The organism is Achromobacter sp. 10T422 (assembly GCF_056394065.1).
The window spans coordinates 83,380-97,206 of record NZ_JBFTHD010000014.1 but is presented as its reverse complement, the minus strand read 5'-3'; the positions used below and the strand labels follow the sequence as shown (position 1 = coordinate 97,206).

Below are 13,827 nucleotides of genomic sequence, written 5' to 3'. Positions count from 1 at the left end.
CAGCGCTGACGCGGATCAGCCGCGTCGCCCGGAAGCCGGGCCGGTCCAATACACGTTGTCGGTACGCAGGCGCTGTTCGACTTCGGTCAGGCGGTTCAGCACGTCTGCGCCGCCGCGGGCGGTCAGGCGCGCGATCAAATGCTCGGCCAGCCCCAGCAGGCCGGCGGTGGTGTGAAAGAACGAGCCGGGGCCTTGGCGCGCGGGGCGTGCTTGAACGCCGTCGCGGTCGGGCGGCGCGAACCGCAGCGTGTGACGGGCGTCCATGGCCAGCGGCGACAAGGGGTCGTCGGTCAATGCGATCAAGGCAACGCCGCGCTGCGCGGCCTGGCGGGCCAGCTGCACGGTGGCGGTGGGATAGGGCGCTTGCGAAATCACGATCAGCGCGTCGCCGGCATCCAGGTTGTCGGCCTGCTCGGCGGGCGCGCCGCCCAGGCCGTCGATCAGCACGCTGTTGCGGCGCACCAGCTGATACGCGTAACGCATCTGGAAGGCGATGCCGAACGCCGAGCGCGTACCCAGAAAGCCCACTTGGCGCGCGTCCAGCAAGGTCTGCACGGCGGCGTCGAACGCGGTGGCCGGGTTCAACGCGCACACCGAGCTCATGGCCTGGATCTGGTAGTCAGTCAACACGTCGTGACCCGGCGTGGCAGGGTCACCCGCAGCGGCTTGCAGGGCGGCCGCGCGGTCGCGCAAGCCGGGGGCGCTTTGACCGGCCAGCGCTTGTTGGAACGGCTGGCGAAAGGCTTCGTAACTGGAATAACCAATGGCGCGCGCCAGCCGCAGCATGGTGGCCGGCGCCACGCCCAACGCCTGCGCCTGCCGGCGCATGGACCACAGGCCGACTTCAGCAGGATGCGCCACCACCCAATGCGCCGCGCGTTGCAGCTCGGGGGGCAGGTGTTCCAGCTTTTCCTGCAAGGTGGGAATCAGGTCGGAAGGCAGGGGCATGGCTTGCGCCGTCAGATAAAAAACAAATGATAGATCTGATTGTTTAAATAAAACATATGTTTTTTATCGGGGATTCCCCCTAGCGCCCAGCGGCAGTTCCTGGGGGGAGAGATGACAACGGCAAGTCCAGTAATCCGGTAGTTATCTTCTGCAATTTCGTGTTTATTTATTTACATCGTGCGGGGGATTTTTGTTTGACTCGAATAAATCGTGCGCATATCATTCGTGTAGAAATGAATTTGACCGAACCCTTCTCTTCCATGACCAACGCCGCGAAATCTGATCCCTCACAGCAGTACGACTTGCGCATCTTGCGAGCCCTGCGCCGCATCACGCGTTCGATCGCCCTGCACTCGCGTCAGTTGTCCGCGGTCAGCCACATCACTGCTCCGCAGCTGATGTGTCTGCGCACGGTGATGGCCAACGGCCCGATGACGGCCACGGCCATCAGCCGCGAAATGCACGTCAGCCCGAGCACGGTTGTCGGCATCCTGGACCGCCTGGAAGACAAGGGCTTGATCCGTCGTGAACGCGGCCGCGAAGACCGCCGCATCGTTTTCGTCACGGCTACGGACGCGGGCCGTGAATTGGCGCATGGCGCGCCGTCGCCGCTGCAGAAACACTTGGCCGAAGCCTTGAACGCGCTGCCCGAACTTGAGCAAGCCACCATCACGCTGTCGTTGGAACGCATCGTGGCTTTGATGGAGCAAGAGGGTCAGGCAGTTGCCGCGGAAGCGCATAGCGACGTTTCGTCGCCCATCCTTGAAGTGCCCACGGGCGGGGCACCCCCAGAATCGGGAATCGTTGCATGAAGAAAAACGAACTGGATACAACTACTCTCTCAAGTGCCGTGGCGCCGGCGGTTCGCGCGCAGACCCATACGATGCGTCTGCCCAACCGAAAAGACGGCGCCGCCATTCACCGCCTCATTTCCGAGTGCCCGCCACTCGACCTGAATTCCCTCTACGCCTACTTGCTCCTGTGTGAGCATTTCAGCGACACCTGCGTCATCGCCGAAAGCTCCGGCGGACGTATCGACGGTTTTATCTCCGCTTATGTGATCCCGACCCGGCCCGACGTGTTGTTCGTCTGGCAGGTTGCGGTGCACGCCCGCGCACGCGGCCATCGGTTGGGCCGCGCCATGCTTCGTGAACTCTTGCAGCGCAAGGGGCTCGAGCATGTTCGTCATCTTGAAACCACGGTGGGGCCTGACAACCAGGCATCGCGCCGCAGCTTTACCGGCCTGGCCGGCGAGCTGGGCGCCCACGTTTCCGAGCAGCCGTTCTTCGACCGGCAATTGTTTGGGGGCGCGGACCATGACGACGAGATGCTGTTGAGGATAGGCCCGTTCGCATTGCCCGCCCCGTAGGGCGGCGCAACCCCAGCGGACTTATCGAAATACCGAGACGGTTTTACCTATCCGAATGCGTTTACGCATCCGGAGGGAGCTGGCCGTCTGTCAACTTATGAGATGAAAAGGGAGGATTAATCATATGGACTTGAAAATCTTTGACCGGATGGAATCTGAGGTGCGGGGCTACATTCGGTCGTTTCCCGTGATATTCAGCCAGGCCAGAGGCTCAACGCTGATTGATGAAGACGGCACCGAGTACATCGATTTCTTCAGCGGCGCAGGCACGCTGAACTACGGCCACAACAATCCTGTTCTCAAGGAAAAGCTGCTGGAATATGTCCAATCGGACGGCGTCGTCCATGGTCTGGACATGGCCACCAGTGCGAAGAAGCGTTTCCTGGAGACGGTGGATCGCGTGCTGCTCAAGCCGCGCAACTGGCAATACACGCTGCAATTCACCGGCCCCACCGGCACCAATGCCGTGGAAGCCGCGCTGAAGATTGCGCGCCAGGTGAAGGGCCGCCCCAATGTGATTTCGTTCACGCACGGTTTTCACGGCGTCAGCGGCGGTTCGCTGGCGGTGACGGCCAACATGAAGTTCCGCGAGGCCTCCGGCTACGCGCTGGGCAACACGACGTTCATGCCCTATGACGGGTACTTCGGGCCCGACGTGGACACCATGGCGTACCTGGAGCGCATGCTGGAAGATCCCAGCAGCGGCATGGACAAGCCCGCCGCCGTCATCGTGGAAACGGTGCAAGGCGAGGGCGGCGTCAACGTTGCAACGCTACGCTGGTTGAAGGAGCTGGAAAAGCTGTGCAAGCGCCACGACATGCTGCTGATCGTGGACGACATCCAGGTCGGCTGCGGCCGTACGGGCACGTTCTTCAGCTTCGAGGCCGCTGGCATCCGCCCCGACATCATCACCCTGTCGAAGTCGCTGTCGGGTTTTGGCCTGCCGATGTCGCTGGTGCTGATGAAGCCCGAGCTGGACATCTGGAAGCCGGGCGCCCACAGCGGCACGTTCCGCGGCAACAACCTGGCTTTCGTCACGGCCACGCAGGCGCTGGAAACGTATTGGGCCAATACCGCCTTCACCGCCGACATCCAGCGCAAGGAACGCACGGTGCGCGACTGGCTGGAAAACCTGGTCCACAGCTATCCCAACGCTGGCCTGTCGGTGCGCGGCCGCGGCCTGATCCAGGGCCTGGTGTGCAACAGCACGCCTGCGCTTGCCAACCGCATCGCGCAGCAGGCCTTCAAGAAGGGCGTCGTTATCGAAACGTCGGGCGCGCACGATGAAGTGCTGAAGCTCTTGCCCGCGCTGACGATCGAGGAAGACCTGCTCAGCAAGGGCCTGGACCTGATCGAGGCCAGCGTGGCGGAAGCGCTGGCTGAAGAAGGGCAGTCTGCCCGCATTCTGAAATTTGGAGGAAAACGTCAATGATCGTACGCAATGTCAAAGATGTGATCGGCACCGCCGACGAAGTTCGCACCGACACCTGGGTCAGCCGCCGCGTGCTGCTGAAGAAGGACGGCATGGGCTTCTCCTTCCACGAGACCACCATCTTCCCGGGCGGCCGCACGCACATCCACTACAAGAACCATCTTGAAGCGGTGTGGTGCATTGAAGGCGACGGCTCCATCGAGACCATCGCCGACGGCAAGAAGTACGACCTGGGCCCCGGCGTGGTCTACGCCCTGAACGAGAACGACGAGCACTGGCTGTGCGGCGGCAAAGAGCCGCTGCGCGTCATCTGCGTCTTCAACCCGCCGCTGACCGGCCAGGAAGTGCACGACAAAGAAGGCGTCTACGCCTTGCCTGAAGCCGAAGCCAAAGCGGCTTGATACAAGGAGGTTCGCATGATCTCACCTGCTCAGGACCCGTACGCCTCACGTACGGATCGAAGCTCCGCCATCATCTCCCGCCAGGACCCGGTGGTTTACGAAGACGGAAAATACGCCAGCGCCTTGTCCGGCGAGCAAGTCGGACAGTACGAGCGCGACGGTTTCCTCTTGCTGGAAAACCTGTTCTCGGAAGAGGAAATCCGCGCCCTGTCGTCCGAGGTCGAACGCATGACGCGCGACCCGTCGATCATCCGGCGTGAGGAATCCATCACCGAACCCGGCAGCAATGCCGTGCGCTCGATCTTCATGGTCCACGTGCTGAACCCCGTGCTGTCGCGCCTGGTGCGCGACCCGCGGCTGGTCAATGTGGCGCGCCAGATCCTGGGGTCCGAGGTGTACATCCACCAATCGCGCGCCAACATGAAACCCGGCTTCAAGGGCAAGGAGTTCTACTGGCACTCCGACTTTGAAACGTGGCACGTCGAAGACGGCATGCCGTCGATGCGTGCGCTTAGTTGCTCGGTGCTGTTGACCGATAACAACGAGTGCAATGGCCCCTTGATGCTCGTGCCGGGCTCGCACCGGCAGTTCATTTCGTGCGTGGGCGAGACCCCGAACGAGCACTACAAGCAGTCGCTGAAGAAGCAGGAGTACGGCGTGCCGGACCCGGTCAGCCTGCAACTGCTGGTCGAGCAAGGCGGTATCCGCTCGATGACGGCCAAGGCCGGCTCGGTGGTGTTCTTCGACTGCAACACGATGCACGGCTCGAACAGCAACATCTCGCCGTGGCCGCGCGCCAATGTGTTCATGGTCTACAACAGCATGGAAAACACGCTGAACCCGCCCAAGTACGGGCTGAACCCGCGTCCCGAGCATATCGCCACGCGCAAGGGGTTCAAGGCGGTGACGCCGCTGGACACGTTAAAGCTGGTGGGCAGTTAAGGTTTGCTGCCTGATGGCACTGAAGGCAATACGGCCCGTGGGCCGCGCTGTAAACGAAACCCGGGCCTGGCCCGGGTTTTTCATGCGCGCAGCCATCGAAAAAGGGGGGAGGGCGCACGGGGCTCTCTGCTATTCTCTCGCGGACTATTCCCGCCCATCCTTCCTCCTGCTGATCTTCCGCCGCCATGTCCGCTCGTATTCTCAGCTTGCATATTTACCCGATCAAATCCTGCGCCGGCATCGACCTGGCCGAGTCCCCCATCGACCGGGCCGGTCTGGCCTACGACCGCCGCTGGATGCTGATCAGCGAAGACGGCCAGTTCATGACCCAGCGCCAGTGGCCCGCGATGGCGCTGATCCGCACGGCGATCACCGCCGATGCGTTGCGGCTGTCCGCGCCGGGCATGGCGGACCTGGATATCGCGTTGGATGGGTCGGGCGTTGAGCCGGGGGCAGCGCCCGTGGCCGTCTGGAGCGACACGATCTCAGCCCAGCGCGAAAGCGCCGCAGCGGGGCAGTGGTTTTCCGATTTCCTCAAGACGCCGTGCCGCCTGGTCAAGGTGGACCCGGCCGCGCATCGCAACGCCAAGCCGGACTGGGTGACGCGCTGGCTGGATGCGCATCCCGATCTGGCGGACGCGTTTGCGGGCGAGCATGACTTTGGCTTTGCCGACGGCTTCCCGCTGCTGGTCGCCAACCAGGCATCGCTAGATGACCTGAACGCCCGGCTGCAAGCCAAAGGCGTGGCGCCGGTTCCCATGGACCGCTTCCGCGCCAATATCGTGGTGCAAGGCGAATGGGAGCCTTTCGAAGAAGACCACACCGCGATGATCACTGCGGCTGGGGTACGTATGGCTTTCGTCAAGCCCTGCACGCGCTGCTCGATTCCCGATATTGATCAGCGCACCGCGCAGCAGAACGACGAGCCCGGCCGCACGTTGGCGGGCTATCGCAATTTGGAAATAGGGGTGGTGTTCGGCCAGAACGCCATTCTGGACGCGCCGGCCGGGGCGCGCCTGAAGGTCGGCGACGAGGTCGAGATCGAATTGGATTTCTGACTGCGTAGCTTTGGGGGCGTGAGCCAGGAGCGCCGTAGCAGCGGCGCCCTGGCCGGGGCAGCGGGGCTTAAACCAGCGCTTACACCGAAGACATCTTCAGGCCGATCAGCCCCAGCACGATCAGCGCTACGCTGGCGATGCGCATCCAGCTTGTGGATTCACCAAACAGCACAATGCCGGCCACGAAGGCGCCGATGGTGCCAATGCCCACCCACACCGCATAAGCGGTGCCCAACGGCAGGGATTTCATGGCGACGGCCAGCAGCCAGACGCTGATGGCCATGCCGCCTGCGGTAATCAGGGACGGCCACAAGCGGGTAAAGCCATGGGTGTACTTCAGGCCGACGGCCCAAACGATTTCAAACAGGCCTGCAAGTACCAGGATGATCCAGGTCATAGACGACTCCTACTGTTGCGCTGCCGGCGGGGCGCCGGCATTGAGGGGTCGTCCCCGGATAAAAAACAGGCGGGTCTTTGACCGCGCGCAGCAGCGGGCCGTCCCGCTGCGGCAAAAATTATAGAATACCGGCTTCCAACGGCAAAACCGGATGCCGGGCATCACCTTAGCAACACGTCGCGGACCGGACCGCGAACCAGGATATTTCTATCATGCAACGCATCATGCTGCGGGCAAAGCTGCACCGCGTCACGGTCACCGAAGCCGACCTTCACTACGAAGGATCTTGTGGCATCGACGAAGACCTGCTGGACGCTGCCGGCATGCGCGAGTTCGAACGCATCGAACTCTACAACGTCACCAATGGCGAACGTTTCGACACCTACATCATCAAGGCGGCCCGCGGCAGCGGCGCCATTTCCTTGAACGGCGCCGCCGCGCGCCGGGCTCAGGTTGGTGATCTGCTGATCATCTGCACCTACGGCCCGATGTCTGAAGAAGATTCCGCCACGCACAAGCCGCAAGTGGTGCTGGTGGACGACGCGAACCGCGTCAAGGAAATCCGCAAGTTCCCGGCCTGAGGCCGGCCCGGGCACAGCGCCATCCTGGCCTAGCCGGATGGCGCTCTCCTCAACCCTGAACCGTTTCATCATGAGCTTCCAGGTCATCATTCAACCCAGCAAGCATCAATTCCCGGTCGAGCCCGGCCAGACAGTGCTCGACGGCGCCTTGGCCGCCGGCATCGTGCTGCCCTATAGCTGTCGCAACGGCGCGTGCTCCACCTGCAAGGGCAAAGTGGTGTCCGGGGAGTTCGACGCCGGGCAATATCCCGCCCAGATCCTGTCGCCCGAAGAACTGGCCGACGGCTACACGCTGTTCTGCCAGGCGCGGCCCGAGTCGGACATGGTGGTGGAATCCACCGAAGTCCGCCTGGCCAGCGACATCCAGATCCGCAAGCTGCCCTCGCGCGTGCAGACGCTGGAACGCGTGGCGCCCGACGTCACCGTGATCAAGCTGCAACTGCCCGCGTCCGAGCAGTTCCGCTATTACGCCGGCCAGTACATCGAAGTCATCCTCAAGGATGGCCGCCGCCGCAGCTACTCGATGGCAGGTGCGCCGCACACCGGCAGCCCGCTGGAACTGCACATTCGCCACATGCCGGGCGGCCTGTTTACCGACCACGTCTTCGGCGCGGGCGATACGCAGATGAAAGAGCGCGAAATCCTGCGTCTGGAAGGGCCGTTCGGTTCGTTCTTCCTGCGCGAAGACAGCGACAAGCCGATCGTGTTGCTGGCCAGCGGCACGGGCTTTGCGCCGGTGAAGGCCATCGTGGAACACATGATCCACAAGGGCATCACGCGTCCGGTCACGCTGTACTGGGGTGGCCGCCGCCCGCAGGACTTGTACATGGATGCGCTGGCGCAATCGTGGTCGGGCCTGTTGCCCAGCTTCAACTATGTGCCGGTCGTGTCGAACGCCTTGCAGGAAGATAACTGGACGGGCCGCACGGGCTTCGTCCACGAGGCCGTCATGCAAGACATCGCCGATCTGTCGGGCCACCAGGTTTACGCCTGCGGCACGCCGTTGATGGTGGATGCCGCGCGCCGCGAATTCAGCACGCAGAATGGCCTGCCGCCGGAAGAGTTCTACGCGGACGCGTTCACGTCCGAAGCCGACCTGGCGAAAGCCGCGTCGTAACCGGAAAGCGCACGGATACGGGGGCGAATTCACAAGCTGAAAAGCTTAGTGACTTCCGCCCCTTTTTAATACGTAGGCGAAGGCAAATCGGCAAGGTAAACTGCCCTGGCAGCGGCTTGCCAAGGGCGGCGGACATCGGGTCCGCGAACCGATTTGGCACGCAAGGAGCAATGCGGGCATGAAAGTAGCGGTATTGGGTAGCGGCATTATCGGAATCTCCAGCGCCTGGTGGCTAAGCCAGGCCGGCCACGACGTCGTGGTCATTGATCGCTGCACCGGTCCCGCACAGGAAACGAGTCTGGCCAATGGCGCGCAGATTTCCGTGTCCTATGCCGAGCCCTGGGCCAATCCTCAGGCGCCGTTGAAGCTGCTCAAATGGATGTTCCAGGATAATGCGCCGCTGCTGTTCCGTCCGCAGCTGGACTGGCGCCAATGGATGTGGGGCCTGGCCTTCCTGCGCGAATGCCTGCCCAGCCGCCTGGCGCCGAACATCCGCGCCATGGTCCGCATGGCCGAATACAGCCGCACTACGTTGCGCAGCATGCGCGCCGAACTGGGTATCGAATACGACCACCTTGAACGCGGCATCCTGAATTTCTATCGCGATCCCCACGAATTCGAAAACTCGCAGCGCGCCGCCGGCCTGATGCGCGATTTCGGCGTCGAGCGCCGTGTGGTTACGGCCGACGAAGTCATTGCAATTGAGCCCGCCCTGGCGCCGCATCGACAAACCATCGTCGGGGGCGACTACACCCCCGAAGACGAAAGCGGCGACGTGCATCTGTTCACCGTCGCACTGGCCGAACGCTGCGCCCGCGCAGGCGTCGAATTCCGCTACAGCACACGCGCGACCCGCCTGTTGACGCAAGGCGGCACAGTGCAAGGTATTGAAATCATTGAACCGGACGGCCGCTACGGCACCGTTTCGGCCGATGCCTATGTGGTGGCGATGGGCAGTTTCAGCCCGAACCTGCTGCGCCCGCTGGGCATCCCCTGCAACGTCTATCCGGCCAAGGGCTATTCGGCGACGTTTCCGGTCATCAAGCCGGAGGCCGCGCCCACGGTCAGCCTGACGGACAGCAGCCACAAAATCGTGTTTTCGCGCCTGGGCGACCGCCTGCGCATGGCAGGCACCGCAGAGCTGTCGGGCTATTCCCGCGGCCTGAACACCGGCCGTTGCGAAGCGTTGACGCACCTGGCGCAAGAACTTTTCCCCGACGCGCTCGATTTCGAGAGCGTCAGCTATTGGTCGGGCTTACGCCCGTCCACTCCCTCGAACGTGCCCATCATCGGCCGCAGCCGTATCCCCAATTTGTATATCAATACGGGACACGGTACGCTCGGTTGGACGATGGGTGTTGGCTCGGGCCGGGCTTTGGCCGATCTGCTCAGTGGACGGCGGCCAGAACCGGAATTCCCTTTTCTTGGTCTGTGAACCTATGAAGAATCTGCAATTGGCGGGCGTTGCCCGCGCGATGTTCGCCAGCCGGCGTGCATGGGTATTTGGCGCCGCGATGGCAATCGCGGGTGTGGCGAATGCCGCCCCAGTGGAAATTCAAGTCTGGCACACGCTGTCTGACGCGAATAAGGCCGAGTTCGAAAAACTGGCCAAGCAATACAACAAAGAACAGGACCAAGTCAGCGTCAAGCTGCGTGGATTCAGCTCGCAGGACGCGCTGGAGCAAGAAGCCATCAGCGCCGTCAAGGCGAAGAAGGCGCCCAACCTGGTCCAACTGACCGACAACCACTCCCCGGAAGTCGTGGCCCAGCACAAGGCCATCCTGCCCATGCACGAACTGCTGGCCAAGTACCCGATCAAGGACCTGAACTGGTTTGTGCCGGCCACCAGCAGCTTCACGCGCGACAGCAAGGGCCGCCTGCTGGCGTTCCCCTGGATGGCCGAAGTGCCGGTGATGTTCTACAACACCGCCGCCTACAAGAAGGCCGGTCTTGATCCCAACAATCCCGCTCGCACCTGGACCGGCCTGCAAGCCGAACTCCTGAAGCTGCGCGACGTGGCCGATATCGACTGCCCCTACGCCTCCAGCGACCAGGTCACCGTCCACCTGGAGAACCTGGCCCCGATCAACGGCCAGCAGTTCACCACCAACAACAACGGCCTGGATGCCGTGACCAAGAAGAGCGCTGCGCCTGCCATGCAGTTCGACACGCTCTACATGCGTCACATCTCGCTGATGGTCAGCTGGAAGCGTTCGCTGCTGTTCATGGCGCACACGGGTGACGCTGCCGCAGACAAGCTGTTCGCCAAGGGCGAATGCGCGGTGCTGACGGCGAACTCGGGCGCGTTCGGCACGTTCCTGAACACCAAGTCGCTTGCGTTCGGCGTGGCGCCGGTGCCTTACTACGATCAGGCCACGAAGTCCGCCGGCCAGCCTTTTGTGAGCGGTTCGGCCCTGTGGGCGCTTGAAGGCCGCCCGCAAGCCGAAGAAAAGGCCACCGCGCAGTTCCTGGCCTGGCTGTCCAAGCCGGTCGTGGCCGCCGAATGGCATCAGCGCACGGGCTTCCTGCCGCTGACCGAAGCCGCGTTCCGTGCCTCGGATGTGTCGTTCTACAAGAGCATCCCGGGCGCGCAAGCCGTGATTGCGTCGATGAGCAACCGCCCGGCCAGCAACAGCCGTGGTTTCCGCATGGCGAACTACAACCGTATCGAACCGGTGCTGAACCAGCAGTTGAACGATGCGTTTGAAGGCAAGGTGCCGCCCGTCGCGGCCCTGAACAACGCCGCGTCCCAAGCGCGTTCCCTCGCGACGCAACGCTGATCGCACACGGCTGATCGGACGGCGTTCGCGCTGTCCGTTTGGCCTGCAAGAACCCGGCCCCAGGGCCGGGTTTTTTTTCGTCCATAAGGTTCGTCAGGGCAGGGTGGATCAAAGCATCCATGCGTACATGCCAGTCTGGCGGCGCGTCCGGCCCTCGTCCACCATCTGCGGCATGCGTACTACTTCCGGTGCGCCCTTTGCTCGTGGTGAGGCATGGTTCGAATCTTCTTCCTGACGGCGGCGCTGTCCTGCCTGGGGGCCTGCACAAACGGGCCGTTCAATGGCGGCGTCATTCCTTCCTGGTCAACCTCCGCGCCGGTTGCGCGGGCCTTCCGTTTTGACTGGCGCCTGTCCGGCGACCCTGCGGTCGCGCCGTTGCAGGTGTTCGACGACGGCAAGGATGTCTGGCTGCAATTCACGCCCGGCCAGGCTTTGCCAGCGATTTTCGGTGTACGTGGAAATGGCGAGCACGCGTTGCCGTATGTGCGGCGCGAACCCTATGTTGTTGTGTCGGGCGACTGGCATGCGCTGCGATTTCGCGGGGGGCGACTGGCGGCGCGCGCCGAGCGCGATGCCGACAACGACATCGTTGCGCAAGCGCCGGTGGATGCGGAGCCCGTGGTGCTTGAATCCGCGACGCCGCGCCAAGGCGTGAATGACCAAGGCGTGAAGGACCAAGGCGTGAATAACCAAGGCGTCAATGAGCTGGCGTCCAACGGGCCGTTGCGCCGAAGTGTTCAGGCGGGTTCTCGTTCCGACGCGCCGATAGCGCAGGCGCCGCTCAGCGCTACCGAATCAACCCTTCTCCCCGCCCCGCAAGCGACGTTGCCGGTTGCGGCCGCCCCGCAAGCGACGCTGGCCGTTGCGGCCGCTCCGCAAGCGACGCCGGCCGTTGCGGCCGCTCCGCGATATCGCGCCGCACCGCCAGACACCACGTTGCGCGGCGTGCTGGCGCGCTGGGCGGACAGTTCAGGTTGGACGTTCGCGCCGCAACACTGGGCGGTCGACGTTGATATTCCCTTGTCCGCATCGGCGGACTTTGCGGGCGACTTCAAATCCGCCGTCCGTGAATTGCTGGGCGCCACCGAGCTGGCCGACCGGCCATTGCAGCCGTGTTTTTACGGCAATCAGGTGTTGCGAGTGGTGCCCTTGGCGCAGTCCTGCACACGGGCCGCCACGGCCGCGGGAGGGGGAGCATGATGATCCGTCGAGGAATGCGTATCGTCGCGTGCGGGGTGGTGAGCGGCATGCTGGGCGCTTGCGTGGCGTCGCAGCAGGCGACTGAACTTGGCCGTAACGCGAGCCAGCGCCACGCCACGCTTGCGGACCAGCATCAGGCATTTGCCAATGGGCTGACTGACCGCCAGGCACGGATCGCCGCGCAAGAAGTGGCCGCGCCTTGGCTGGCCGGCAAACCGCAGCCGTTGGCGCGCGACGTCACCTTGCCGCCGGCATTGCGTGAAAACGTGCCGACCACGTTGATGCTTGCTGAAGAAACCGATCTTTCCGCCTTGGCGCAGCGGCTGGTTGCCGCTACCGGCATTCCGGTGCGGGTCAAGCCCGACGCCTTGCTTGCGCTTGAACATTTCCTGCCGCGCCTGGCGTCGAATGCCGGCTTATCCGTACCGGCGCCCGTCCGTCTGGAAGTCCGCGATGGTCCATTGCCGCTTGCAGACTTGCTGGATGCATTGGCTGCCCGGTTCTCGGTGCATTGGCGCTATCAGCATCAAGCCATTGAGTTCTACCGCACGGAAACCCGGGTGTTCGACATGCGCGCGCTATCGCTCGCCAGTACGGTCGACATCCGGCTGGGCCGTTCGGGCAGCGACGACGGCGAAGGGTTCGAAAGCACGTCCAACACCACCTTGTCATCCCGGGAGCACAACGCGTTGGCGGTATTACGCGCCAACATCACGCCGTTCCTGACGCGCTCAGGTTTCGTCGCCGACACAGTGGATGGCGCGACGGCGTTGGTGGTCACCGACACGCCTGAAGCGCTGGACCGCGTGGCGCACTATCTCGACCGCGAGAACAAGGCGTTGACGCGCCGCGTGCGGCTGGTGTTTGAAGAGATCACTGTCATCGCCAAGCAATCGGCGTCAGGAGGCTTGGACTGGAACGCGCTCTACGCCGCAGCAGGCGCGTCGGCGCGCTTCGCGATGGCAGCCGTATCGGGTGTGGGCGCGGCTGAGTTGGCGGGCGGCGTCGGCAGCGGGCCGTTCCAAGGATCGCAGGCGGTGGTGTCGGCGCTAAGCAACATGGGCGCCATCGTCCGGCACAGCAAAGTCCCCGTGCTGACCTTGAACCGCCGGCCTGTCACGCATGCCATCCGCACCACCTTTTCCTATATCGACCGTGTTCAAAGCACGTCGGTGCCAGGCGCAACGACGGCGGGCGCCAATGGGTCGCTGCCCGCGGTCTCCATCAGCCAGAAGGAAGAAACCGTCGGCTCGTTTTTGACGTTGCTGCCCGATATCCAGGAAGACGGTCAGATCCTGCTATCCGTCGCCTATGACAACGCGGTGGCGCATCCGCTGAAGACGATCACGTTCGGAGAACGCGGCAATCAGGTGCAAGTCCAGCAGATCACGATTGACGGCAACGGCACGGTGCAACAGATCGAGCTGCGGCCCGGTCAGCCCGTCATCTTATCGGGCTTCGACCGCCGGCAAGACCAGCACGATCGCCAACGGCTTGCACCTGGCATGCCCCTGATCACGGGCGGGCAAGACAGTGCGGCGCAGGAGCGCGAGACCACGCTGATGCTGGTTACGGCGCAGGTCGAAGAAGGGTACTAAGGAC

General features: G+C 63.3%; 14 protein-coding genes. 12 read left to right on the top strand and 2 right to left on the bottom strand.

The window, feature by feature from the left end; translation table 11 throughout:
- Positions 1-15: 15 nt before the first annotated feature.
- On the bottom strand, positions 16-948 hold the full coding sequence (locus AC1DB0_RS28830) for a MurR/RpiR family transcriptional regulator (protein ID WP_175169790.1): 933 nt from the start codon (positions 946-948) through the stop codon (positions 16-18).
- A gap of 260 nt (positions 949-1,208) precedes the next feature.
- Between AC1DB0_RS28830 and AC1DB0_RS28825 the strand changes: the two genes are divergently transcribed.
- The 6 genes from AC1DB0_RS28825 to AC1DB0_RS28800 all read left to right on the top strand — a co-directional run bounded on the left by AC1DB0_RS28825 (position 1,209) and on the right by AC1DB0_RS28800 (position 6,150).
- The gene (locus AC1DB0_RS28825) at positions 1,209-1,760 is read left to right on the top strand and encodes a MarR family winged helix-turn-helix transcriptional regulator (RefSeq protein ID WP_054427487.1); all 552 of its coding nucleotides are present in this window, start codon (positions 1,209-1,211) and stop codon (positions 1,758-1,760) included.
- Positions 1,757-2,317 carry a diaminobutyrate acetyltransferase gene (gene ectA / locus AC1DB0_RS28820; RefSeq protein WP_054427417.1) on the top strand — a complete coding sequence of 187 codons (561 nt, stop codon included), beginning with the start codon at positions 1,757-1,759 and terminating at the stop codon, positions 2,315-2,317. The genes AC1DB0_RS28825 and ectA overlap by 4 nt, the downstream gene beginning before the upstream one ends.
- A 124-nt stretch (positions 2,318-2,441) precedes the next feature.
- A complete protein-coding gene (gene ectB, locus AC1DB0_RS28815) occupies positions 2,442-3,749 on the top strand; it encodes a diaminobutyrate--2-oxoglutarate transaminase (RefSeq protein WP_054427418.1) in 1,308 nt (435 codons plus the stop codon).
- Positions 3,746-4,150: an ectoine synthase gene (locus tag AC1DB0_RS28810; protein ID WP_054427419.1), complete on the top strand. Its 405-nt coding sequence runs from the start codon at positions 3,746-3,748 to the stop codon at positions 4,148-4,150. The genes ectB and AC1DB0_RS28810 overlap by 4 nt, the downstream gene beginning before the upstream one ends.
- Positions 4,151-4,165: 15 nt before the next feature.
- On the top strand, positions 4,166-5,092 hold the full coding sequence (gene thpD, locus AC1DB0_RS28805; RefSeq protein WP_054427420.1) for an ectoine hydroxylase: 927 nt from the start codon (positions 4,166-4,168) through the stop codon (positions 5,090-5,092).
- A gap of 185 nt (positions 5,093-5,277) precedes the next feature.
- Positions 5,278-6,150, top strand: a complete 873-nt coding sequence (locus tag AC1DB0_RS28800; RefSeq protein WP_175169792.1) for an MOSC domain-containing protein — start codon at positions 5,278-5,280, stop codon at positions 6,148-6,150.
- 79 nt (positions 6,151-6,229) lie between these two features.
- Here the strand turns inward: AC1DB0_RS28800 and sugE are convergent, their stop codons facing one another.
- Positions 6,230-6,547: a quaternary ammonium compound efflux SMR transporter SugE gene (gene sugE, locus AC1DB0_RS28795; RefSeq protein WP_054427422.1), complete on the bottom strand. Its 318-nt coding sequence runs from the start codon at positions 6,545-6,547 to the stop codon at positions 6,230-6,232.
- 212 nt (positions 6,548-6,759) lie between these two features.
- Here sugE and panD point away from each other — a divergent pair, with 212 nt between their 5' ends.
- From panD to AC1DB0_RS28765, 6 genes are all read left to right on the top strand, one after another.
- Positions 6,760-7,128: an aspartate 1-decarboxylase gene (panD, locus tag AC1DB0_RS28790; RefSeq protein ID WP_050446262.1), complete on the top strand. Its 369-nt coding sequence runs from the start codon at positions 6,760-6,762 to the stop codon at positions 7,126-7,128.
- Positions 7,129-7,198: 70 nt separating this feature from the next.
- Complete coding sequence (locus AC1DB0_RS28785; protein WP_346552650.1) at positions 7,199-8,245, top strand: CDP-6-deoxy-delta-3,4-glucoseen reductase; 1,047 nt, start codon at positions 7,199-7,201, stop codon at positions 8,243-8,245.
- Between the two features lie 178 nt (positions 8,246-8,423).
- A complete protein-coding gene (locus AC1DB0_RS28780; protein WP_054427423.1) occupies positions 8,424-9,680 on the top strand; it encodes a D-amino acid dehydrogenase in 1,257 nt (418 codons plus the stop codon).
- A 4-nt stretch (positions 9,681-9,684) separates the two neighbouring features.
- Positions 9,685-11,025: an extracellular solute-binding protein gene (locus tag AC1DB0_RS28775; RefSeq protein WP_054427424.1), complete on the top strand. Its 1,341-nt coding sequence runs from the start codon at positions 9,685-9,687 to the stop codon at positions 11,023-11,025.
- A 213-nt stretch (positions 11,026-11,238) separates the two neighbouring features.
- Positions 11,239-12,225 (top strand): TrbG/VirB9 family P-type conjugative transfer protein, encoded by a 987-nt coding sequence (locus AC1DB0_RS28770; RefSeq protein WP_476757074.1) that lies wholly within the window; start codon positions 11,239-11,241, stop codon positions 12,223-12,225.
- Positions 12,222-13,823 (top strand): hypothetical protein, encoded by a 1,602-nt coding sequence (locus tag AC1DB0_RS28765; RefSeq protein ID WP_476757073.1) that lies wholly within the window; start codon positions 12,222-12,224, stop codon positions 13,821-13,823. Before AC1DB0_RS28770 ends, AC1DB0_RS28765 begins: the two co-directional genes overlap by 4 nt.
- The last annotated feature ends 4 nt before the right edge of the window (positions 13,824-13,827 follow it).

Excerpts from the sequence above, each read along its gene's own strand:
- sugE (WP_054427422.1), bottom strand. The coding sequence starts at position 6,547 with ATGACCTGGATCATCCTGGTACTTGCAGGCCTGTTTGAAATCGTTTGG.
- AC1DB0_RS28825 (WP_054427487.1), top strand. The coding sequence starts at position 1,209 with ATGACCAACGCCGCGAAATCTGATCCCTCACAGCAGTACGACTTGCGC.
- AC1DB0_RS28785 (WP_346552650.1), top strand. The coding sequence starts at position 7,199 with ATGAGCTTCCAGGTCATCATTCAACCCAGCAAGCATCAATTCCCGGTC.
- AC1DB0_RS28780 (WP_054427423.1), top strand. The coding sequence starts at position 8,424 with ATGAAAGTAGCGGTATTGGGTAGCGGCATTATCGGAATCTCCAGCGCC.
- AC1DB0_RS28800 (WP_175169792.1), top strand. The coding sequence starts at position 5,278 with ATGTCCGCTCGTATTCTCAGCTTGCATATTTACCCGATCAAATCCTGC.
- AC1DB0_RS28810 (WP_054427419.1), top strand. The coding sequence starts at position 3,746 with ATGATCGTACGCAATGTCAAAGATGTGATCGGCACCGCCGACGAAGTT.
- panD (WP_050446262.1), top strand. The coding sequence starts at position 6,760 with ATGCAACGCATCATGCTGCGGGCAAAGCTGCACCGCGTCACGGTCACC.
- AC1DB0_RS28775 (WP_054427424.1), top strand. The coding sequence starts at position 9,685 with ATGAAGAATCTGCAATTGGCGGGCGTTGCCCGCGCGATGTTCGCCAGC.
- ectA (WP_054427417.1), top strand. The coding sequence starts at position 1,757 with ATGAAGAAAAACGAACTGGATACAACTACTCTCTCAAGTGCCGTGGCG.
- AC1DB0_RS28770 (WP_476757074.1), top strand. The coding sequence starts at position 11,239 with ATGGTTCGAATCTTCTTCCTGACGGCGGCGCTGTCCTGCCTGGGGGCC.
- AC1DB0_RS28830 (WP_175169790.1), bottom strand. The coding sequence starts at position 948 with ATGCCCCTGCCTTCCGACCTGATTCCCACCTTGCAGGAAAAGCTGGAA.
- AC1DB0_RS28765 (WP_476757073.1), top strand. The coding sequence starts at position 12,222 with ATGATGATCCGTCGAGGAATGCGTATCGTCGCGTGCGGGGTGGTGAGC.
- ectB (WP_054427418.1), top strand. The coding sequence starts at position 2,442 with ATGGACTTGAAAATCTTTGACCGGATGGAATCTGAGGTGCGGGGCTAC.
- thpD (WP_054427420.1), top strand. The coding sequence starts at position 4,166 with ATGATCTCACCTGCTCAGGACCCGTACGCCTCACGTACGGATCGAAGC.